The 22,913-nt window shown below is 44.1% G+C and carries 23 protein-coding genes; 5 read left to right on the top strand and 18 right to left on the bottom strand.

Translation table 11 applies throughout. From position 1 onward, the window contains the following. The first annotated feature begins 18 nt into the window (after positions 1-18). Positions 19-1,125 (top strand): endospore germination permease, encoded by a 1,107-nt coding sequence (locus AAEM60_RS03490; RefSeq protein WP_341357403.1) that lies wholly within the window; start codon positions 19-21, stop codon positions 1,123-1,125. Between the two features lie 254 nt (positions 1,126-1,379). Here AAEM60_RS03490 and AAEM60_RS03485 read toward each other — a convergent pair whose 3' ends face one another. The 11 genes from AAEM60_RS03485 to AAEM60_RS03435 form a co-directional block, all read right to left on the bottom strand. Continuing rightward, positions 1,380-2,798 (bottom strand): bifunctional UDP-sugar hydrolase/5'-nucleotidase, encoded by a 1,419-nt coding sequence (locus AAEM60_RS03485; protein WP_341357402.1) that lies wholly within the window; start codon positions 2,796-2,798, stop codon positions 1,380-1,382. A gap of 65 nt (positions 2,799-2,863) precedes the next feature. After that, a complete protein-coding gene (locus AAEM60_RS03480) occupies positions 2,864-3,124 on the bottom strand; it encodes a PH domain-containing protein (protein WP_341357401.1) in 261 nt (86 codons plus the stop codon). A 116-nt stretch (positions 3,125-3,240) separates the two neighbouring features. Further along, a complete protein-coding gene (locus AAEM60_RS03475) occupies positions 3,241-3,801 on the bottom strand; it encodes a GNAT family N-acetyltransferase (RefSeq protein ID WP_341357400.1) in 561 nt (186 codons plus the stop codon). A gap of 289 nt (positions 3,802-4,090) precedes the next feature. Beyond that, the gene (locus tag AAEM60_RS03470) at positions 4,091-4,642 is read right to left on the bottom strand and encodes a DUF3231 family protein (RefSeq protein WP_299741777.1); all 552 of its coding nucleotides are present in this window, start codon (positions 4,640-4,642) and stop codon (positions 4,091-4,093) included. Positions 4,643-4,823: 181 nt separating this feature from the next. Further along, positions 4,824-5,444 (bottom strand): TetR/AcrR family transcriptional regulator, encoded by a 621-nt coding sequence (locus AAEM60_RS03465; protein ID WP_341357399.1) that lies wholly within the window; start codon positions 5,442-5,444, stop codon positions 4,824-4,826. Continuing rightward, positions 5,398-6,672: an MFS transporter gene (locus tag AAEM60_RS03460; RefSeq protein WP_341357398.1), complete on the bottom strand. Its 1,275-nt coding sequence runs from the start codon at positions 6,670-6,672 to the stop codon at positions 5,398-5,400. Before AAEM60_RS03460 ends, AAEM60_RS03465 begins: the two co-directional genes overlap by 47 nt. A gap of 823 nt (positions 6,673-7,495) precedes the next feature. Beyond that, positions 7,496-7,948 (bottom strand): YusW family protein, encoded by a 453-nt coding sequence (locus tag AAEM60_RS03455; RefSeq protein WP_299741771.1) that lies wholly within the window; start codon positions 7,946-7,948, stop codon positions 7,496-7,498. A 144-nt stretch (positions 7,949-8,092) separates the two neighbouring features. Continuing rightward, a complete protein-coding gene (locus tag AAEM60_RS03450) occupies positions 8,093-8,737 on the bottom strand; it encodes an SDR family oxidoreductase (protein WP_299741769.1) in 645 nt (214 codons plus the stop codon). 99 nt (positions 8,738-8,836) lie between these two features. Beyond that, positions 8,837-9,877 (bottom strand): zinc-binding dehydrogenase, encoded by a 1,041-nt coding sequence (locus AAEM60_RS03445; protein WP_299741767.1) that lies wholly within the window; start codon positions 9,875-9,877, stop codon positions 8,837-8,839. Between the two features lie 353 nt (positions 9,878-10,230). Continuing rightward, positions 10,231-10,665, bottom strand: a complete 435-nt coding sequence (locus AAEM60_RS03440; RefSeq protein ID WP_299741765.1) for a cell wall hydrolase — start codon at positions 10,663-10,665, stop codon at positions 10,231-10,233. Positions 10,666-11,338: 673 nt separating this feature from the next. Further along, on the bottom strand, positions 11,339-11,953 hold the full coding sequence (locus AAEM60_RS03435; RefSeq protein ID WP_299741764.1) for an HAD-IA family hydrolase: 615 nt from the start codon (positions 11,951-11,953) through the stop codon (positions 11,339-11,341). A 138-nt stretch (positions 11,954-12,091) separates the two neighbouring features. On the opposite strand from AAEM60_RS03435, the gene AAEM60_RS03430 reads away from it, so the two are divergent. The 3 genes from AAEM60_RS03430 (at position 12,092) to AAEM60_RS03420 (ending at position 14,117) form a co-directional block, all read left to right on the top strand. Then, the gene (locus AAEM60_RS03430) at positions 12,092-12,874 is read left to right on the top strand and encodes a CPBP family intramembrane glutamic endopeptidase (RefSeq protein WP_299741762.1); all 783 of its coding nucleotides are present in this window, start codon (positions 12,092-12,094) and stop codon (positions 12,872-12,874) included. A 33-nt stretch (positions 12,875-12,907) separates the two neighbouring features. Next, positions 12,908-13,090, top strand: a complete 183-nt coding sequence (locus tag AAEM60_RS03425; protein ID WP_299741760.1) for a hypothetical protein — start codon at positions 12,908-12,910, stop codon at positions 13,088-13,090. Between the two features lie 85 nt (positions 13,091-13,175). Continuing rightward, positions 13,176-14,117 carry a nucleoside hydrolase gene (locus AAEM60_RS03420; RefSeq protein WP_299741759.1) on the top strand — a complete coding sequence of 314 codons (942 nt, stop codon included), beginning with the start codon at positions 13,176-13,178 and terminating at the stop codon, positions 14,115-14,117. A gap of 4 nt (positions 14,118-14,121) precedes the next feature. Here the strand turns inward: AAEM60_RS03420 and AAEM60_RS03415 are convergent, their stop codons facing one another. The 6 genes from AAEM60_RS03415 to garR all read right to left on the bottom strand — a co-directional run bounded on the left by AAEM60_RS03415 (position 14,122) and on the right by garR (position 20,378). Next, entirely contained in the window at positions 14,122-14,691 is a 570-nt protein-coding gene (locus AAEM60_RS03415) for a hypothetical protein (RefSeq protein ID WP_341357397.1), read from the bottom strand. 136 nt (positions 14,692-14,827) lie between these two features. Next, complete coding sequence (locus tag AAEM60_RS03410) at positions 14,828-15,805, bottom strand: HD domain-containing protein (RefSeq protein WP_341357396.1); 978 nt, start codon at positions 15,803-15,805, stop codon at positions 14,828-14,830. 297 nt (positions 15,806-16,102) lie between these two features. Continuing rightward, entirely contained in the window at positions 16,103-16,471 is a 369-nt protein-coding gene (locus tag AAEM60_RS03405; RefSeq protein ID WP_299741754.1) for a YkvA family protein, read from the bottom strand. Positions 16,472-16,613: 142 nt separating this feature from the next. Continuing rightward, positions 16,614-17,957, bottom strand: coding sequence for a gluconate:H+ symporter (locus AAEM60_RS03400; RefSeq protein WP_341357395.1), 1,344 nt, complete (start codon positions 17,955-17,957; stop codon positions 16,614-16,616). A 94-nt stretch (positions 17,958-18,051) separates the two neighbouring features. Then, positions 18,052-19,434: a four-carbon acid sugar kinase family protein gene (locus tag AAEM60_RS03395; protein WP_341357966.1), complete on the bottom strand. Its 1,383-nt coding sequence runs from the start codon at positions 19,432-19,434 to the stop codon at positions 18,052-18,054. A 44-nt stretch (positions 19,435-19,478) separates the two neighbouring features. After that, complete coding sequence (garR, locus tag AAEM60_RS03390; RefSeq protein WP_299742653.1) at positions 19,479-20,378, bottom strand: 2-hydroxy-3-oxopropionate reductase; 900 nt, start codon at positions 20,376-20,378, stop codon at positions 19,479-19,481. Positions 20,379-20,597: 219 nt separating this feature from the next. Between garR and AAEM60_RS03385 the strand changes: the two genes are divergently transcribed. After that, entirely contained in the window at positions 20,598-21,215 is a 618-nt protein-coding gene (locus AAEM60_RS03385; protein WP_299741751.1) for a GntR family transcriptional regulator, read from the top strand. A 124-nt stretch (positions 21,216-21,339) separates the two neighbouring features. Here the strand turns inward: AAEM60_RS03385 and AAEM60_RS03380 are convergent, their stop codons facing one another. After that, a complete protein-coding gene (locus AAEM60_RS03380; protein WP_341357965.1) occupies positions 21,340-22,821 on the bottom strand; it encodes a glycoside hydrolase family 32 protein in 1,482 nt (493 codons plus the stop codon). Positions 22,822-22,913 lie beyond the last annotated feature (92 nt).

Raw genomic sequence — 22,913 nt, 5'->3', positions numbered from 1 at the left:
AGAAGGGGGACTGATGATATGAACAAAGTATCCATATCCGCGCTTGAATTATGCTCGATGATGCTTCTCTTTTTAACGGGAAGCACCATCGTGGTCGGCTTGAACTTTTCGGCCATGGAAGACAGCATCCTGGCGATAGCAATGGAAGTAGGATTCGGAATCATCCTGTTCTATTATTACCTCCTCCTGTTAAAAAGAAGTTCATGGCTGGAATTCATCCCTCTTCTGAAAATGGGATTCGGACCCTTTCTATCCAAGGTTCTCGCAGTGGTTTTCAGCTTCTATTTTCTATATATAGCGGGAAGGGTGATGAATGATTTTGCCTTTTTCACCACCCAGCTCCTCTATCCCGATGCCCCCAACTGGATTGCTTCCATACCATTCCTGCTCGTGGTTGGCTATTGTACGATGCTTGGAATCGAAGCGATTGCAAGGAGTGCGGTGATCGTGACCTTTTTCACCTTCTTCATCTTAGCTGTTTTATGGCTGCTAGGTTTCCTGTCGGAGGAATTCCAGGTTCAGTATCTGTTTCCTTTGTTCTCACAAGGGTGGGAGCCCCTCAAGAAAATGATCTTCCCGACCGGACTGACCTTTCCCTACGGTGAGCTTGTTGTCTTTCTGGTATTGCTTCCATTCATTGCAAAAAAAGAAAAGCTCCAAAAAATTGTTTGGATTCCCATCGTCAGCGCCGGTCTGATTGTCATGATCACGATGGAGATGGTCATCGGTCTTCTCCATGCCCCCTTCGCCAACACGTACTACTTTCCGTTTGTGAAAGCGATGGAACTGGTGTCGTATTTAGGCGTCGTTGAACACTTGGAAATTTTCACCTATCTCCTTTTAATAGGTGGAGGATTCATGAAGGTATCGGTTTTCCTATATGCAGCGCAGGTCGTCCTGACTCAGTTGTTCAAGTTAAAACAAAAGAACTGGCATGTCCTCTTCTTACTGGTGGCCGTTTATCTGCTTTCCCTCCATCGAAGTGACGACATCGCGGAGCACTTATATGTGGGATTAAAGCTCGTCCCCTATTACCTTCATATTCCAATTCAATTCATTCTCCCGTTGATATTGGGCGTGGTGGTTTTTTGGAAGACGCGAAAGAAACAGTCAGTTCAGGGATAGAGAAAATAAAAACGATCAGCGGCTCCTGAACCGCTGGTCGTTTCCAGTGATTTTTCTACAAAAGGATTATAAATGTAAATTACGGATTATAAAGTGCGAAAACCGGTTCATACATTCCGGGAGGGCATGAATTTTTAATAAATGTTTGGATTAAAAGTACTCTATTAATCCAACTAGTGATTATTTTTCCAAAAAAGCAGGTTTCCACCTCTAGATGACCAACTCTATAAGAATCCGGGCTGCTCCCATACCATCTAACGATTGAACATGCCAGAACTCTCCCGTTTGGCTCTTAAATAATTCATAAACACATCCTTCACCATCTCTGTTTTTCCAACCTCGATCAATTGATTCCCTTTCACCGATTCGTATCCACATACCTCTTCATACAGTAACGGAGACCCTGTCCCTACCGTGTAGATCCTCTTTTCCATCAAGCTTTCTCCATTTACCTTAATATCCGAAATCACACCCTCATGATGACACCACGTAACTCCAGCGAACGATAGAGGACCGATCGGAATGCCATGAGGCCTGAATCCATTCCCGTATACCGGCTTGGAGATAACCTCTTCATTAAAACTATCCTCTATCAATCCGGCAATTTGTTCACCCTTTAGCTCCATCAACACAGGGGAATGCATGCTCTTGCATCTGTTGTACACATCCCCCTTCGTCACATCGCCTGATTCCAGGGCTTCTTCCACTGCGGCTCCCCCATACATAATGCCAATCTCAGACTTCCAGTAGTCCCGTACGGCCTCTGCCATTAATTGAATGACATCAGCATGAGTAAGTTCTACGCTGGTTGTGTACAATACCTCGGACAAAAACTCCTTCGTTTCCTCACGACCCTTTTCTAAAATGTCTTCCATGCTGGCATCAGCTTTTGACTCGGGAGTGATTTCCACTAATTTTCCCTCGAAGGATTCGATCTTATGAAGACCATTCTCGATATATAAACCCAATTTCAACTCCCCGACATATTGTCCGTGAGACCCCGCTTGAACAATCAGGACACCTGATTCCACCACGGGACTTTGAAGCACCGTATGAGAATGCGCCCCCACGATCACATCGACCAGGTTGCTGACTTCTTTCGCCATCTCCACATCGGCACCATACCCCAGATGAGATAGAAAGACGATGACATCTGCACCCTGCTCTTTAAGGTCATTTACCAATTTATTGATGGCCACAAGGGTTTCCCGATTCCTGAAATCGTGCTTGTTCTCATAAAGATCCCCAAATTGATCGGTCGCTCCAAATAGTCCAACCCTCACACCGTTATCCATTGTCACGAGAAGCGTTTCTTTCATCCCCCCGATGGGAGTCCCATCACCCTCTACCAGATTTAATAACAACCAGGGTACACTGGATTCCAGGCTATGCTTTCGTATCAACGCCGGTGTCGATCGCAACAGCTCATTATTCCCCACCGACATCGCATGATATCCTACATCTGCAAGCATCTCCAAATGCATATGGCCATTCGTCGCCAGGCACTCATTGATGCTCATATCCATGTGATCCCCGCCATCCAGCAATAAATAACTTTCCCCTTGCGCCTTAAGCTCCCTGACACGTTTCTTTATGTATCCAGCCTGCCGTACGACCAAATCATAGTTTCCGTGAAGATCATTGGTGTGAAGAATGGTGATGTTTTTTTTCATATGTATTTCCCCCTATTTATAAATGCTTACTTAACTCTATGTCCGCGTAGTAATCAGGACCTTGCTCATTCTCCCCCAATGTACGACAAAATCTTCTCTTTCAAACCACCATTACTAGTGAACAGAATAAACGTTTCTGAACTTGTATGGATCACGACTCTATCCGTGTGTCCATATGGAAAACCTATTCTCACTGCTGTTTTCCCTTCACCGCTATATGTATCATCATCTCGCACTTCTTTAATATCAGATAAAGGAATAGTGATGTTACTTAGTTGCCACTTGATATTTAAGTTTTCGTTATTCTTTGATACCTTTACTTCCATATCTTACACTCCTATCTTTATTCACTTTCACTCAGTCTATTAGAATGAAACCAGCCTCTAAGCTTTTCCGCATATAGTTCAATGGCGTATGTTTATACATTCATTTCTCCTTTTTTCTAAAGTGAACTGACCCGATGCTTGAACCGTGCCATCAATACCGTATGATAGTAATATCCATCAGACAGCCGTTTGTCTTCTTTTAAGATCCCTTCCACTTCAAAACCATAGTTTTTATATAGATTAATAGCTTTTTCGTTTGTTTCGATCACCTTTAATGTTACTTTGCGGATCTCATTGGAGTCAGCCCATTTAATGAATTCATTTAAAAGGGCCTTTCCTATTCCATATCCCCAGAATTCTTTCAATACCCCAACCCCGAACTCAACATGATGGGAAGTCCTTTTCAACCCGTTTCCCTCACACCTTGAAAATCCTGCAATCCCTCCGTTTATTTCTGCCACTAAAAATAAGCGATTGGCACTCTCCGCATCCTCTTTTATGATTTCTTTGAAGCCTCTTTCGTCGATGTGTGCCTCGCCTTTTTCCCGGTCTAAATATTCCGTTTCCCCATCGATCTGTAGCCTCACATGGGACAGAGCTTTCGCATCATCTTCTGTTGCTGACCTTACACAATAATCCAATCCGCGGTTTTGGTAATGACTATGTTTGATTATCAATTCAAATTCCCCCATAACCCCATATTCAGTTTTTATTTTCTACAGATGCTACTCTCACTTCTGCTATCGAATTATACAATCAAATCAATTAATTCCAATTATTTCAAAACACTCTGCTCATCTCAAGGATTAATTCAAAAAAAAGGAAGCTTACCTTGTTTAAGATAAACTTCCTTCGTAGACTATTGTTCATGACTTCTTCATACTAAATTATTTGATCATCAAGTGATCAGTTGTAAATCCAATTCTTTCCCCTTTCAAATATATCAACCTTACGTTCAGGTAATCCTTAGCTTTTTTCCGGTAACCCAGGAGGATTATATTTAGGTGGAATTCTCAGCCAGCCTCTTGCAATCATTAGATTTTTTAAAGGGGCAGCGAATTTCATTAAGTTGATTTGAATGGAAAAGAACATTAATCCGACGTCGGTCCGAACGGTCTTGGACATAGCCTGTGCGCAAAAGGTGATAGAAGTGGCTACTTTGGCAGATATGAGATTGGCAATCTCATCATCCTTCAGTTTAACTCCTTCAGGCACCGCAGCTGAATTCGACGATGGTTTTGTAGGGTTGACCAAAGGCAACGGAACCCCTTCTTTTAAAAGGAATTCCTCTATTTTTTTCGTATCAGTCTTGCTACCTTCCAACGCATTTTGTAACACGTGTTCCATATCTTGATCACTCGTTGTATTCAGTCCTACTTGATAAAGAGATTGGGCTTCATGAAATGCGGTAAATGCTGTCCAAAGATCCATGACTTCACCGACATGTAAAGGGGGTTTAGGTGCTTCATCTACAAAATTTTTAATAATGGCTGAAATAGCTTCAAAAGTACTTGTCATCAAGTAGCCTCCTAATTGCTTGTCGCCACTATTATTCCTCATTATTCGTTATACATTCAGTGAAATGAGCTATATGTCGGATTCCTGCATTACAATACGTTTGTCGGTTAAGGGATCACAAATCCAAAAAAGGAAACCTCTCATCAGGAATTCCTTTTTCTTTCTTCTACTACGATTGCATCTATTCCTTCACATTTAATCCCCATTTCAAATACTCCAGAAGCATCTCGGTTTGTTCCTTTAATCGTATACTTTCCGAGTCTAAGATGGCATGATCCACTGCCATACCATCAATCCAGGAAATAATCGACTTTGCCATCACTTCCACTTCGAATCGGGGAGCAAATTCTCCTTCCTTTACGCCTTCTTCGATAATGTGAATGATCATTTTATAAGCTTGAAGGAACCTCTTCCTGGCATGCTCCTGCCTTCTTTTTTCCTTTCTCCCGGTAATGAAGTATTCCAGCTTGGAAGGAGCTAATGGATCCATGTTATTGGTAGGCTTTTTGTCTTCCCCAAGGAAGGTCATCAATAAGGCGTCCCAGTAGGAGCCCTGATGTTTAAGCATCGTCTTAAGGGACTCATCTAACGACTGCATCTGCTGTTCTTCAATCAATGCTTCGAACAGATCCTCTTTATTATCGAAATATTGATACAATCCCCCCCGGCTGACGCCGGCCTTATCCATCACATGCTTCATTGTGGCCTTTTCAAATCCATGCTCAATAAATACCTCTTTTGCTGCTTCTAATAAATTAGAGCGTCGTTGCTCCTTGTGTTCTTGACTGACTTTCGGTGACATCCTTCTCCCCCTCTTCTACTTTATTTCTTACCGAAACAGAAACAATGAATAGTACGATCAGTAATGAGCTTGTGACAATAAAGGATGGAATGATACCTATGATCGTGGCAAGTCCCCCACCGGCTAATGGCCCGATGATCGTTGCTGTAGTCGTTGTACTGTTGACCACTCCAAATACCCTTCCCGTCATATGAACAGGAGTTTTCACCTGTGCCGCTGCTTGAAACGGAATGAAAACAAATCCTGCTGAGCCCCCTGCCAGGAAGCCGAGTGCAGGAACCCAAAGCAATGACAGGCTTAGATCATAATACGTCAGGATCGCCATCGTTCCAAACCCTATTCCAATACCTAACACTCCGAAGCACATATAGAAGAATGCGTTGTATTCTGTTTTCTTAGAAAGGAAAATCCCTGTCACGAGCATACCGACACCCGCCCCCGTCACCGTATAACCGAATAGATCAGGAGATACATCGGTCAACTCACGAAGTAATACGATGATTTGGGAATCAGATAATTGCAGGATTAATAAGCTGACACCCAGTAGAAACAATCCATACAGTAAAAACCTGCTTTCCTTGATAAAGCCCATCCCGACTTTGATCTCCTCTTTAAAGGAAGGCCCACCCTTCTTCTCCATTCCCTCAACAGCTTCCGTTTCATTCAACGCTTTAGGTAAAAGCAAAATGAAAAGCGCAGAGAGAAAGAAAGTGGCTGAATCGATATAAAATACATTGTAGGTTCCCATCGTTGAAACCAGGATCCCACTCACCAACGGACCAATGATTTTCGTACTTGAATCGATGGTAGACGACAGAGATATGGCTCCCTTGATGTGTTCATCCTGGACCAGCTCCTTCAACTTCCCATTCTTTGCCGGCACAAAGACGGAAGAGAAAATTCCGATTAGAAACAAACAGCCGTACACCATCCAAACTTTCGTCGCAAGCGTCAATAGCAGGATGAGCACTCCCCTGACCACATCTGAAAAAATCATTAACGTCTTTCGTTCCATCCTGTCTGCAATGGTCCCCGAGATCGGTCCCAATAGAGCCATCGGCAGTGCCAGGCTCAGGATGATAAAGGACATCTGCATGGGTGTTGCCTCCCATTTCAGTCCAACCAGCGTAATGATTGCCACAATACTCAACCAGTCTCCCAAACTTGAAATAGCCTGTGCCGTCATTAAGGTAACGAAGTGTTTATTTTTTCTTAATGATGAACTCATCTTAACCCTCCCGCTCTTATAATAGACATAAATGTCGTTTTATTAATTTAATTATAGCGATACTTATATCTATTTTCAATCCTTTTTATCCATTATTCAGAAAGTTAAAAAGTAAAAATACTGCATTATAATACTTTTTTATAAGAAAAATTAAAAAGTGGTTATAAATGACACTTTTGTCGATTATAATAACGACATATGTGTCACTTTTTATTCAGCTCTCACATATCATTTAAAGAACACACTGATATTTAAAGAAAGGGAATGACGATGCTTGCCATTATTAAAGTATTTTTCAATCACTATCCTGCCCCAGAAGTAAAGCGCGTCACGGATGACATCCTAGATCGCCGTGCAAACTTCCATAACAGCATCGGTTAACCAACAACTAATGAAAGGAGAGATTTTTATGTTCATGATCATTATACGTTTTTTCCAAAGCCGTCCCGAACCCCAAGTTCAGCAAATCCAGAACAATATCCTGGATCGCAGGGCCCATCTCCATAACCTGATTGCTTAATCAATGAATGATTGAAAGGAGAGATTCCCATGTTAATAATCATTAAACGATTTTTCTACAGCCGTCCCCAACCTCTAGTTCAGCGAATCCAGGACAATATTCTAGATCGAAGAGCCACCTACCATAACCGCATCATCTAACTCACTTTTATATGTTTCCTATCATTTTTATTATCCAATGGAGGAGCTTATGATAAGGTTAAAGATTCATCTCACACCCTCGTATTCAAAAAAAAAAGAAACAGCGTGAATGAAAGCTGTTTCTTTTAGTCGCGGTATACCGATTAACAAAAAAACCGGAGTCTTATTCCCTGTACTCCTTTTCAACCCCATCAGAGTATGTAATTTCAAGTTCAAATACCTGATAGCCTTCTTCAACAGAGAATGCTTCTTTTACTTGCTGGATGACCTTTTGCCCGTCTGTATTTTGATCGAAGTCGAACCCTTCAAAGATAGGGGCGAGCTTGTCCATTGCTTCATCTGATAGCAGGTTTTGACCATTGAGGTCATCCTGGTATTTCGCTTCCACTCCGTCTTTTTCATTTTCATAGTCCACATCGATCGATTTATTATCTTTATAATCAACATCTAAATCGAAATTTGTAAAAGGAAAAGCTCCTTGTTCATTGTTCTCATTATTCGTATTTTCTACAGGTGCCTTTTCCGGTGGATTCTTGACTTCTTCCTTATCATTACAGCCTGCCAATAAAAAAACCGAGAAAAAAACAAGGGCTAAAACGGTTAACTTCTTCTTCATTTAATGACCTCCTTAAATATAGGTGGGGATAGTTTACCCAGTTTTGGAGGATTGAATCACTTATATTCGTTTATGGCTTTTTACAAGTAATTACTCTACAAAAAAAGAATGACCACCCTATGGATGATCATTCCTTCATTCTCCTTATATATTCCGCACAGCCTCTTCAATTCCATCATTTCCTGAAATCAGATCGAACCCTCGGTTGAATGTACGTTCCTCGGTAAGTGAAGCCACGATCGTTCTGGCCACATCTTCACGCGGAATCGAGCCTCTTGATAGATTCTCTGCTGCGGCTACCTTCCCTGTCCCTGATTCATTCAGTAATCCCCCGGGACGGATGATGGTATAGGTCAACCCGCTCTGTTCCAAAGCCCGATCCGCGAAATGCTTCGCCACATAATACGGCTTCAAGGACTCATTCCAGTTCTCACGGTGATGGGCCTGCAGGGCACTCACCATGACGAACCGGTCGATTCCTGCCTGCTTGGCCGCCTCCATTGCTTTGACCGCTCCGTCCAAGTCGATGAGCAATGTTTTATCGGCACCCGTTTTGCCCCCGGATCCGGCCGTGAATACGACGGCATCGGCATCCTTCAGGCCATTCGCAATCTGATCCACCGTTCCCTCTAAATCAACCAGTGAAGATTGAACACCATCCTGTTCAAAGGAATGCGCCTGCTCTTCCTTTCTCACAATCGCTCTTGGTGTATGCTCACTGCTTTCCTTTAAAAGCCCGACCACTTGCTTTCCAATCTGTCCATTTGCTCCTACCACTGCTACGTTCATTTCATCATCTCCTTATCCCGATTATTTTAGTATGAATTAATGATGACATGTTCGAAGTATGATGACAAATCATTTGTTTGGCGCATTAATCGAATGTATTTATTCTTCAGGTAGTAATACTATCTTCCCTAACTTCCCCTTATTCTTAAAATATACTTGAGCCTCTTTCGCTTGTTCCAAAGGAAAAGCTTTATCGATGACTGGTTCTATTTTCCCTTCAGAAATGGCCTGAAGCATTTCTTGAAACTCCTGCCTCGTCCCCAACACCGATCCATACATGGTAATATGCTTTAGATACAGTGTTCTGAAATCAAGCTCTGTCTTTTGGCCGCCTGCAGATCCCGAAATGCAGAACTTGCCTCCTTTTTTTAAAACCTTAAGAGATAGAGAGAACAACGCATCTCCCACCACATCTAATACAGAGTCGACAGGTCCTCCGTTCACTTCCAGGATTTTTTCGGCAAGATTTCCCGATTTATACGATAATACATGTGTGGCGCCTAATTCCTTCATTCTTTCCTCAGCACCCAAGTCACCAATAATCGCAATAACCTTGGCACCAAAGACCTTAGAGGCGATTTGCACGTTTAACGATCCGACACCGCCATTTGCTCCCGTCACCATAACAGTCTCTCCAGGTTGAACTTGGATCTGCTTGACCATATGCCAAGCCGTTAACCCGCTTACTGAAAAAACGGCGCTTTCCGAGTAACCGGAAAGGGGCATATCAAAACAGAGATCAGCTGGCCATGCCACATATTCGGCATAACCCCCGTCGTTTTCTGAGCCTATAAAGGACATATCCTCAGAAATATGTTCAGATCCCGCTTCTCCACTAGACGTAAACGGGAATAAAACAACATTTTTCCCCACCATCGATTCCTCTACCAGATTTCCAACTTTCACTATTTCGCCTGTAATATCCGACCCGGGTATACGCGGGAACTGTACTCCTTCAGGCCGCCACCCGGATTTTGAACCGGTACCGTATGCACCTTCTCTCATCCAGATTTCCGTATTATTAATGGCACACGCCTTTACCTTTACAAGTACTTCATTTTCTTTAGGTTCAGGTATGGGGATATCGACTACTTTTAACTTATCCACATCCCCATATCCTGTTACTTGTACCGCTCTCATATAATCATCACCTTTCTCTTTTTTGAATCCTATCTTTTCATTCCTATCAACAGGCTGCTTGTTATAAAAGAGCAACACACACGATATATTATTTCTCTTTCATTTATTTTCATCAACTTTCCTGTTTTGCATACTTTTAACGATGTTCTTAAATGTTACAATTCATTTGGCCCCCGCAAGGATAGTCATTGATAAATAGTAAAACGACCCGTCATGGACGAGTCGTTAGTCTTGTGTATGGAATTTGAAAAAGCTTTTATGACGTTTTACAAGTTTCTTTTCCTAATAAAAACAGGGGAACACTTGCCAGCCAAGAGTTCCCGTTTTATAAAATATCTACTTATCCTCCGCTATCAATAAACACTGGCACACGTTCCGGCTGCTGGTTCGTAATAACAATGGTTTTTGAATTGCCCTGAAAAAGGCTGATCATACCAAGTTGGAGGACACGGGGCATAAGGATTGAAATACCAAAGAGCATATTTCGCCGGATGCTGCGCCCAATAGTCCAGATTCTGCTTTGCTAATCTTTTCTCAACCGATCTCGCTCTGTTATAGAAGAGATTACCTTTTTGAACGGCTTCAAAGGAATAATTTCCTCCTTGCACTTGAAAGATGACTTGCCGGATGGACCTTACCTTCTTGAAGTCCAGGCAATCCGCTCTCGCCCGATTCACGATGACATTTCCAACATACAACATCCCTTGTTTTCCTTCACCTTCCGCCTCGGCTCTCATCATCCTTGCCATCAAGGCAACGTCTGCATCTGTATATTTGACTCTTGGCATTTTTCTCACCTCAGAATATTTTATGAAAAATGCCGCTATTCATGTCAGGATTTATTAATGAAGGAGAAACGGGACCGGTTCACTGGTTGAGGACATCTTGCTGCCTTTGAGAATTTCCCTTAACACTTAATGGCTTCAGTGGAAGCCTTCCAGCCATAGCACGCGTTAAGTTAAAGGAAATTCGACAAGTAGGATCAATTAATTTAATAGAGGATCGATAAATTAAAAATGGGATTGATAAAATCAAATCAGGATCAATTATCTGAGATCAGGATTGAAACGGTCCAATCCGGATCAATTCCTCCCTGGATGCATCTGCTTAAGAGGAATCTCACCCCAAATTCTGTCTCACAAGCCCTTTTAAAATCCTCCACTAGCTAAAAAAGGGTAATTAACGTCATTTCCGTACTAAAACAGTCCATTGGATACCGGTTCCGTCCACCTTCCTAGAAAATGGCCTCATCGCTGTATCCTACTACCGTTTATTCATAATGGCGTAACTTTCTCAAACCCCCAAAAAGAATGACCCTCCACTGAATCATTCCTTTTATATATCCTAGAACCACCCTCGCTCAAGCTGGCCCTTATTAAGCAACTGCATATATTGCTCACGTACGTTCCCTTGGGAGTAACTGGAGCTGTTTATAGTGCCTTTCCATTCGACTTCCTTCCCTCAAATGATCTTATACAACTCCTCCACACTAGTGACCACAAAATCAGCATGGGGATTCGCTACCCGCTTATCCGTAAAGAAGCATGAGCTGATCCCGGCATTCTTTCCTGATTCCAGATCCAAATCCCGGTCACCAATCATGATTGCTTCCAATTGATCAATATCATGTGTACGAATCAAATGTTGAATGGCATCGGGACTCGGCTTCCGCTCAAATCCGTGCTGTGAGGTAATGAAGTCTGAAAAGTAAGCCGTCAATCCGTAACTCTCCAGCATCCTGATCGATGACTCTCCCCTGTGGGTATATAGATAATTCCTTCTTCCCGTTTCATGAACATACTTACAAAGTTCCACGATTCCTTCAAAGGGCTTGGACCTGTCGAATTCAACTTTTTTTCTCCTGGAATTGTAGGCTGTAACAAATTCTTTCCCAATCCCATACTTTTCTTCATAGTGTTTTAGAGCGGATGTGATTGATACCTTCATCTGTTTCATGATTTCCTCTAACGTTTCTTCGATTCCATGACTTTCAAGCGTATCCTTGAAGGAGCCAGCCATGACGGGATATGTATCAAAAAGAGTGCCGTCGAAGTCCCATATGATATGTTTGTACATGTTCTTTCCCCTCTCTTATGTAACTTATCCTAATTTTACCACAAGCAACGGCCTCTTCATCTTTAACGAAAAAAGGACTCATACAAGATAGGAAAATTATGCTAAAGTATTTATAAAGAACAACCAAGGGGGACCCCCATGATCCGTTCACAGCAAACGATTTTCCTTATCAGTTCTGCCTCCCTGTTTTTCACAGGAATCATCCTTCTTTCATATAGAACATACGATTGGGGACTGTTGCCGCTCCTGGGCTTTCTCATTCTCTATCTTTCTACTAAAAAGAACCGATCGGTCATTTCCCTATTCCTGTTCTTCCTGCTCGGGTTACTGGTGTTTCAACTTGCAACCGGCTGGATCAACGAGTGGAATGTTTCAAAAGAAACGAAAATTCTGTTGAACAGGAGCTTCCTTCTAATCATCTTGATGGCGCTAGCATTCTCACACTTGATATCAAAAGAAAAAATCCGATTCTTCACTGAGTTCCCGAATTGGAGAAAGCGCATCTCCATGCCATCGCACACCATTTCATTGCCCTTATTCTTACTGATTGGCCTGGCGGGATCAAGCACCATCTTCATCCCACTCATCTGGTCCCTAGAAATAAGTGAGGTGAAATCCCTATTCCTCTTCGCAATAGGATTTACCATCCTTAACGCGATACTAGAAGAGCTGATTTGGAGAGGCATCATGTTGTCATCGTTGAAACGAAACGTCTCCGTCCTTTATGCCGTCACGGTGACAAGCTTGGGGTTCGGTCTCTTACATCTCTCCATCGGAATCCCGGTACTTCTGAGTCTCCTCTTCTCTTTCGGAGGCTTATTCTATGCCATTGTGGTGTTGAAAACGGATAGCCTCTATCCTTCAATTGCTTTTCATATGGTGATGAATATGGGAATGGTGTTGAATGGGTGGATAATTTAAACGAACACAAATCAATTTTCGGAGGTGAACGCCATGGAACTCTTTTTCGTCTTTATTAGCATCATCATCTTGATTATTTTTCTTTTTATCTTCTATATCATTATCGAGCGAGCCGTTCGAGAAGGCATTAATAGCTCGGTCATCGGACGATTCCTGAAAGAAAAGCATGGAATCAAAGAACCACAGGGGGACGAGGATTTATTCGAGGATAAGTAGAAGAAAGACTTCATTCAAAGGCATAATCCCTTTTTTCTATCGATACGTTATATAAGTACACTATCATTGGTTAGGAGAATGTCCGATGAAGAAAATCATTTTGTTTGCGGATCCCGGCATTGATGATTCCATTGCCATCATGTACGCCTTACTGAATCCCGAGATTAAAGTACTCGCCATCGTATCAAGCTATGGGAACACTTCAAAAGAGCAGGCAACGGATAATATAGCCTACTTGCTTAAGCTTGCCGGACGAGAGGATGTCCCGATCATCGGGGGAACCAATAGCCCATCGTCAGGGGAAATCCCAACGTACTATCCTGAGATCCACGGACAGGAAGGGCTCGGACCCATCAGACCCCCTGAGAGCTTAGCTGGTGAACTGACCAATTTCTCAGAACTCTACAAAATCATCAAGGACCAGGACGATATCACCATCGTTGACGTGGGGAGAAGTACATCCCTCGCCTCCCTTTACTTATTAGGTGAGAATATCGTCGAGGACATCAAGGAATTTTACATTATGGGAGGAGCATTTTTAGTTCCCGGAAACGTCACCCCGTCTGCAGAAGCGAACTTCTATGGGGACCCCATTGCGTCACAGGTGGTGGTCAGGGATCTGGACAATCTTTACGTCGTTCCCTTGAATGTCTCGAACAAAGCCATCATCACCATGGACCAAATCCGTTATATCCAGCAGATGTCAGATAATCCATTGATTGAAATCATGGATGAAGTCATGGAGTACTATATTGATGCTTATAAGAAGCTCGTTCCCGGAATAAAAGGTGCCCCCCTTCACGATGTCGTGACCCTATCCCTGATGGTGAACCCGGAAATGGGGCAGTCTATCAGAAGGGAAATCAACATCTTGACCACGGGAACAGGAATGGGAACGTCCATCGCTGATTTCAGGCCCAGTTCAAAGCCTGCTGAAAAAAACATCAACATCTACCTTGAATTGGACTATCCAAGCTTTGTCGAGGATTTTATCAACGTCATGGGTAAGGCAGACGGGAAACCATGAAAGATCAATGAGCTTTCTTTTCGAAGTAAACAAAGATATTCGTGATCCATTTCGCAATCAGACCGACCACCACGTATCCACTGAATAAGGTGAAATAATTCGTCCCCCTGCTCATCTCAAACAGACCCAACGCAACAAGCAATGGCTTGAAAGCAAATGCAAAGACTGCACTGAGCAGCAACATGAATAGATAATAATTTTTATGTTGGTTTAATGTAAATTGATACATGAGCATGTAGGCAACGGGAACCAAGGACACATCCAGTGAGACCGAGCTCGCCAGCACCGGGAAAATTTTATAAGGATAGAACCACTTCACCATGTTGGCTCCTATCGCATCTACGTATGTAAAAAAAACATGAACATTATATCCATAAAACCCTATAAGTAGGGCCTTTCGCTTATCTATTCTAAAAAGAAGAATGATCAAAGGAAGAACAAACAATGCAGCCAATACCCAAAACGGCCAGGTGGCAAGATCAGAATATTGCTGCCAATAGCTGGTCCACATTTCGGTTTGATTCTCCTGGATCTCTTTTAAACGGCCAAGCATGGTCTGCTGGGATTCAGTCATGGTACTCGCTCCTTTAAACGTATATGCTTTAGTATGAGCATGAAAATGACCAATTATGTTTTTCCAGTATAAAATGCGGGGCATCCTAATAGACGACCCGCTTTGCTTGCTCGACCCAAAGCAGGATCCTATTCAACTAACCAACGCCAATCACCTTCAAATACCTGCCTGTTTTACTGACTTTAAAAGCAGCTTCTCCCCTTTGTCTCACTTCTTCCGACATATCAGACGACTTTTGCAAACCATACCCATTCATAACTGAGGGATCTATCAGCCTCACCTTTCCTTTATGGTGAATGTCGTAGTCGGCTTTGTTTTCTTCTATATATACATCTTGATTCAGTTCACTTAGGAGCATCTGAATGTGGTCATCAGTGTTTTGGAGTTTCTGGAGTACCTCTTCATCCTCCCCAAGAAAATCATCCAAGCTGATCCATCCTTTTTCTAATGCACTTTTTAATACCTTGGAAAGGGAATGATTCCCATAGATATTCAATGGATTCATGAAGAAGTCAATCACTTCTGTATAATAAGTCTTAACAAACCACTCAGCTGCATCAATGGTTTTCACGCAGATCTTCCCTTCCACCACTGCAACCTGTTCCAGGAAATCGTGAACCTCTTCAAATGAGATAAACCCATATCTATACATATCCCTCAACGTGTAATCCACCCGGTCTGCACAAAGCTCAGGTGCCGGCTGCTCAAGCAGTGACCATTTGGAATCATCAAGGAGGATGTCCCGATAGTCATAATCGTACTTCTCCAAGATCTGGGGAATCTCAGATTGAAGGATGACCTGTTCGAAAATGTCTTCATGGTAATCCTCAGAAAGATTATCGAGAACCCCATCAATGACGTGGGAGAAGGCAGTATGTGATACATCATGCAGTAATCCAGCAATCTGCTCCTCTACTTGGCCTCCCAATATTTTAATCAAAAGCATTACACCTACTGAGTGCTCGTATCTGGTTACATCCCACTCCTCATTGACCAGGAAACTGGCTCCGCCTTGATGGATCCCCTTTAATCGTTGAACAGGATCACTTAGAATCAGTTCTTCCAATACCCTGTCCACTTTGTATTCTCCGTACAGAACGTCTTTTATCCACACAACCCATTCCCCCTTAGATATAAATAAAAGTGCCCCCCCCCGATAATCAGGAGGCACTGCGCTACGATAACAAATCGTCATTAACCAATTGGACGCCAACATAGTTTCTCTATGTCACCTATATATTTTCGCCATCAGCATACACCAATTTGCAGTTCGTGGCAAGGGCCCCGCTCATCCCTGATCATTTAAGTTTGTCATCCATTGAACTCTGTGTTAATGTAGTTCTATCTTGAAATTGACCATCTCATATGAAAAGCCACCCTCTGAATTCAGCGGGTGGCTTTTCTCTGTCTCTTACAATTTCCCATCAACCTCTGACGTATCCACATCATCCCCGAACCAATCTCTCAACTTCGCCTTGGCCTGCGCCTTCACCTCGTCATCGATATACATTGCCACCTGCAATAAAGCCAGACCCAACGCACCAAAGTCATCGGTAAATCCTACACCCACCGCCATGTCGGGAATAAAGTCCGTTGGAAGAATGAAATATCCCAGTGCCCCGATGATGATCATCTTCGCCTTAACGGGAATATCCGGCTTTTGCAGGACAAAATAGAGAAGCAATGCTGTATAAACCACAGAATGCCCGGCCTTTAAACCGTACCTCTTCAACTTATCCCAAAACTTTTCCTCTGAATAATGTTTCTCGGTCTTATTCATTTCACTTCCACCTCCGTAATGAGACGAGTGTCCAATCTCTTGTTGCTTTTATTGTAGAGGGTTTGATGGAATTAGACAAACATTCGGTTAGCCTTAAAAGGTCCGTCCCCCAAATCACATGAGGGACGGACCTTTCCTATTCCTACAACCCCGGAAGTATCCCCGAGAACAAACTCAAAATTAAAACTGTTGTTATCGCCGTCAACCCGGCAATGAAACCACCGAGGGTCCACGCTTTCAACGTTTGCACAACCGTCAATTTACCGAATCGGTTCACAACCCAGAATCCTGAATCGTTCGGAAGAGAAAGACCGATACCACCGGCACAGATGGCAAGCCCGAGTAAGATTGGTGATACACCAAGCTCAACGGCCATTGGTCCAAGGATACTGGACGTTGTCACAAGGGCAACGGTCGCGGATCCAAGTGACGCACGCAGGATTTGTGAGAAGATGAATGCAAGTAATAGAACCGGGATGCTCCAGCTTTGCATCGTTGCGATTAAATAATCGCCGATTCCACTCTTATTGATCACCGCTCCGAATGCTCCACCCGCTCCTGTCACCAGGATGATGATCCCGGCTGAGTTGATGGCTTCTGAGTACAATCTGCTGTTTGGAACTGAGATATAAGGGGCAAGCAGGATGATCGCTGCCACCACACTGATGAATAGAGCAATATTCTTATCACCGATGAATCCCAATACACTTGCAAGGTCCGTGTCCGGGATGAGCAACTGCGATACCGTGTTGATCAAAATAAGTCCGATTGGAAGTGCCAGCATGAAGAAGCTTAAACCTGTGCTGATTTCCTTTTTCGGTGCATCTTCAAGGCTAACCGCCACTTCTTCGATGGCACCTGAATGGTTGATCCGTTTTCCAATAAACAGTCCGTAGAAATACCCCCCGACAAGTGTAGCCGGGATTGCTACAAGGATGCCGTAAAGGATGAACAAGCCAAGATCTGAACCTGTGTTTTCTGCAACTACAAGAGGTCCTGGTGTCGGGGCGATCATGTTATGGGAAACAATCAATCCTACACCAAGGGCCGTAACAAATGAAATGACCGAGATACCCGTCTTCTTCGATAAGCTTTTGATCAATCCGCTTAGGATGACGAATGCCGCATCGAAGAATACAGGAATCGAAACGGCTGTCCCCGTCAATGCAAGACCGGCTGGAGATTTTTTGATACCAAATGCTTTAAGTACCGCTGCCGCGATTTTTTCGATCGCACCTGATGCACCAAGGAACTGTCCGAAGATGACACCGAGTCCGATAAGGATCCCGACTCCGGTCAGGGTGTTCCCGAATCCTTGGGTCACGGTGGCCGCCACTTCATTTAACGGCATCCCGATGACCACAGCCGTTGCGAATGCAACCCCAATCAAGGAAAGGAATGGTTCAACTTTCAATTTTAAAATTAAGAAAAAAAGTGCTGCTAATGCCAGAAAGAAAATCACAATCAACATATTGCCTGTAACCATGTACGATTACCCCCTTTGTTTTGTGAAACACGTTTATCACAAGCAGAATCGCCCTGCATTCCCCTTTAGAAAGAGGGAATCCTGCATGGATCCATTACCCTTCCAGTGTCGAGACCACATCTCTTAACGTCGTGACTGCTCCTACATTCCCTGGAAAAATCACATAAGGAATGAACGGGAACGTGCTCTCTTCCCCTGTTTTCCAGACCGGTATCCCCGGTGCGATCTGTCCAGCAACGGTGGCACGTTTTACACATAATCCTTTCGTGCCCACATCACTGGAGGTGATTCCGCCTTTAGCAATCAAGTAATTCGGTCGTATGGAGAAATGACGCACGATGCTTGTGACGGCATTCGAGATTTCAACGGATAACTGTAGTTCCTGTTCTTCCATCCCGTCGCCGAGATCTAAGCGCTTTCTCTTCGTATAGATGACCGTGCTGATGCCTTCAGCAACCTTCGTCTCTGCCTCTTGCTGTACACGCTCGATCTCCTTTTGAAATGCTTCTTTATCCAGCACCAGATGAGCATCGAACTCAATGAAATGCAGGGATGGCAGTTCCCGGAGCTTCTCCAATTGATCCGTCGTCTTCTTGACATGCGATCCGACGATGACCAATCCGCCATTCTCCCGTTCCTCGCTGATCAACTCTTCCTTCGTTAACAATGGTCGTGAAGAGATATCCCCGATCACCTTGGTGAAAGCTGCCGCCGTACGGAAGATGAATCGCTTTCCTTCCTGGATGGCAAGAATCAGCGCCGTCGTAAAGACTCTCACATCCGATTCTTCCACGGCGTTGACGATCACTTTGCCAAAGCCCTTCACACCAAGCAATTGATCAACGATTCCGTCGATGTCCATGTTCCGGATGGATTCCAGTGAAATATACGTGACGCCTTTTTCAGGAAAAGCACCCTTCGTCTTCTCTTCCACCCATTCACCTAAATGACTCGATGTGTATCCGAACGTCCGATCCTTCGCAAACTCGGTTTCCCCGGCAGGTACCAGCACGTCTTCCTGCTGAACAAAGTGAGTGTTCTCAATCGTCAATCGCCCGCCTTCTTTGAAAAACGGAAGGATGACCTCCCCATCCACACTCATGTTGCTTTCGGATTCCATCGTTCGTCTGAGAACCTCTGTTTCAAGGGGATAATGTCCTCTCAGAGTCGAATCACCACGGCTGATGATGAGGTAAGGTATCCCCAGCTTTTTGGAGATGGCCTCGGTTCGTTCTGCGATATCGCGGTGGACCTGCTCGGTTTCTTTTGCCGTAAAAGCTCTCGAGTTCGTCAGGATGAAGAAGATCTGATTATCTTCGGCAAACCCTTGTTCAATGGTTTCCTCCTCCCAATCCGTATAGACGGAAACCCCATGAACGGTTTGGACGCCTGTCGGATCATCATCAAGGACGACAATCTTGTGTGTGAAATTAGGTCTGACTTTTTTCCACCATTGGTTCACTTTTTGCTGATCAATAGATTGGTAGGACGATAGTATTTCATCTACATTTCTCACTTTTATCACTGGCTGACACCCTTTACTTCGTGATTCGCAAGTTTCTCGTAAAACTGAATCAGTCCTCCATGATCGTCCCCAGCTTTCCCGTCTGCCATTAGCGCATGGTACATCTCCAGCACCTGGCTTGACAGCGGCAATGGAACCCCGATGGAGTGAGCCGTATCCATTACATTGGTCAGATCTTTCGCATTAATATCGATCCGCCCGCCGGCGACAAAGTTCCGCTCAAGGATCAATGGAACCTTCGCATCCAGCACAGCACTTCCAGCCAACCCTCCACGGATCGCTTCGTACATCTTCTTAATATCGATTCCCGCTTTCGACGCTAACGTCAGTGCCTCAGACATCGCTGCGATATGGACATTCACCAGGATCTGATTGGCAAGCTTCGCAGTCGTACCACAACCATGATCCCCAACAAGGGTGATATCCTGACCCATCACTTCCAATACCGGTTTCACTGTTTCATAGACTTCTTCTTTTCCTCCGACCATGATGGCCAGTGTTCCGTCGATCGCCTTTGGCTCACCACCGCTTACCGGAGCATCCAGCATCTCCATCCCTCTTACGGCAAGGGCTGCGGCAATTTCCTTCGACTGGACCGGAGAGATGGAGCTCATATCCACTACAATCGTTCCATCATTCGCGCCATAGATGACACCGCTTTCACCAAGGACCACACTCATGACATGCTCTCCCTTAGGAAGCATGGTGAAAATGATGTCACTATGCTCCCCCACTTCTTTCGGAGAACCTGCACCGCGTGCTCCCAAGCTCACTAACTCTTCTACTGCAGACTCATTAAGATCAAACACGGTTACATCGTAGCCACTCTTTACTAGATTAAGTGACATCGGTTTCCCCATAATCCCAAGACCAATAAATCCAAGTCTCATGTCCATTCCCTCCTGTTGATAAAGCGTTTTCATTTTGCTGTTGTCACCAATTGTACACAATAATTTATATTTTGTATACAAAAATATATAAAATGTATACAAAATTATTTTCAGTTATAACTTTTAAATCATTCCCACTCGTTCTATACTTTTAGAAAGGGCTTTTATTATGGAAGCCGAATACGTAAAGAAGACTGGCAGAGTCTTTCATTGGAGTCGATCAACTTGAAGAAGAAAACGCAGCAGCACGCCTATATACAATCGTATGAATATATCCGGGATCAAATCCTGAACGGCGAACTCGAACGGGGCACAAAACTCATAGAAGAAAAACTGGCGATAGAGCTCGGTGTAAGCCGGACACCGATCCGTGAATCCATCCGCAAGCTCGAACAGGAAGGGCTCGTCAAACAAAAACGTGTCGTCAACCCAACGGATATGGACCTTCGACACTACTTCCAGGTCCGTATACTCCTTGAAGGGTTCGCAGCCAAATCAGCTGCTACTTTCATGAATGATCAGGACCTAAACCAGCTGAAGGAATGCATCCACATCGGCCGGACCGGGACACCCGAACAAATCATGGAAGCCAACAAGCAATTCCATGACATCATCGTCAATGCCACCAACAACCCCGTCATGGTCGACACCATCGAACGCATGCAGTCGATCATCTACCTATTCAGGAAGACGGTGGTTTATCACAACCGACCGTTTTTAATTGATGAACATCAGGATATTTATGATGCGATCGTTTCTCATAATGGGGATGAAGCTGAGAGGTTGATGAAGGAGCATATACAGGCGGATTTGGAGTTTTGTTTGCATGTGATGGAGAGGTAGTCAAAATAATGGTCTGATTCCCGGTTCCGTAAAACGTTTAAGTGTGTGTTACACCTACCGGAGATCAGACCCAAAATTTAGGTGACTTCACAAAATTCTTAAAGGTTTTTCCTCACTGATGTATTCATTTAATGGACCTTAATTTCCCCACCTTCAATTTCTCAAACGTCACTTGTCCCCCTTCAGAAAATAAAGAAATACCCTGATCCCCAGATTGCGGAAAGACCAAATTCGTATGAACAATCCGCCCATCATCAACAAACACCTCCACACTCGTCTTATCAACTAGTATAGTGATATGAACCTGTTTAGCGGCGGAATTGAATGGTGCCTTGCTTTCCACGAATCTCCCTTCTCTGTCCGGTTGATCGGTAAAGTTCCGGTTCAGGTATGAGTAGTTACCTGCCAGGGAGATTCCAGCATCAATATGTCGGGATCGATCCTCGGATTCGCGTAATCTGAAACCGACTTGCTCGGCCTCGTCCCACGAAATGTCCGCTTCGATCCGATACACGTCACCTTTGATGTCCAGCTTCTCCATACCATCCTCTACAGTAACATCCTCAAACGTCTCCGTAGATTCCACCAACCCATCAAGCGCTTCAATAGGTTTGGAGCCAAGATAATATCCACTTCTAGCATCACCCTCCAACCTGATTTCCCTCACAATTGAATCCGTCCCATTAAACCCATCATGCTCCATCGTGGGAGTATTATCTGCATAAGACCACTTATTCATCCAGGCAAACGCATAACGTTTCTCTTCCTTATCATCGGCCATGCCGTCTTCAAACGTCACCCCACCATACCAGTCGAATCCATAGTCCAACCACTGGGGATCCGCCTGATCCGCTTCAAACGAACTGCCATTGAATTCCCCGGTCCAATAGGCATACGTATTCGGCTCCCCAATAGCTTCTCCATTTGCACTAACACCAAGCACCCACTTCACCGTGCCATCGGGCGCCCTCATTTTAAAAAGGTCCGGGCATTCCAACACGCCTAAGTCCGGTGTCAGAAAGTCCCCCGTAAACGTCCAGTCCTTCAGATTCTCAGATTCATAGAAACCGACCTTCGAACCTTCCGCCATGAGCATTATCCACTTATCCCGTTCATCATCCCACACAACTTTGGGATCACGGAAATCCTTCATACCAGGATTCTTCAAGACTGGCTCATGACTATAATTTTTAAATGTTTTTCCTTCGTCGGTACTCACCCACATGTATTGTTCCTGTTCACCCGTCTCCCCGGTTGGCTGGGTCACGATCGCAATGAAGGCATCCTTTCCGAAACCGGCCGTATTCTCCCGGTCGATGACGACGGATCCGGACCATGGATCACCGTTTTCATTGGTGTATTTGGGGATGGCGACTCCCTGGTCTTCCCAGTGGATAAGGTCATTGGATACGGCATGGCGCCACTCCGTCCCGTTGCCGTCCGGGTAGTCCTTATTGTAAAGATAGTAGTAATGGTATTTCCCTTTATAATAAACCGGCTTTTGCGGGTCATTTTTCCACTTATCCGGGGTTGTGAAATGGTAGGAGGAACGGTAGGATACCTCCTTGTTCACGACCGGTTCCTTCTCCCTTTCAGGCGTCTTCATCCACCATGCAGCCGCGCTAATCACCAGGATGAGCAGAACAATCAGCAGGACGATTCCCTTCTTTCTTTTTACTAGATTCATTTTTTCCACCA

The sequence above is a fragment of the Rossellomorea sp. y25 genome (genome assembly GCF_038049935.1).
In the GTDB taxonomy this organism is placed as follows: domain Bacteria; phylum Bacillota; class Bacilli; order Bacillales; family Bacillaceae_B; genus Rossellomorea.
Note: the sequence above shows the minus strand (reverse complement) of the source record. Positions and strands in the feature narration are given on the sequence as shown.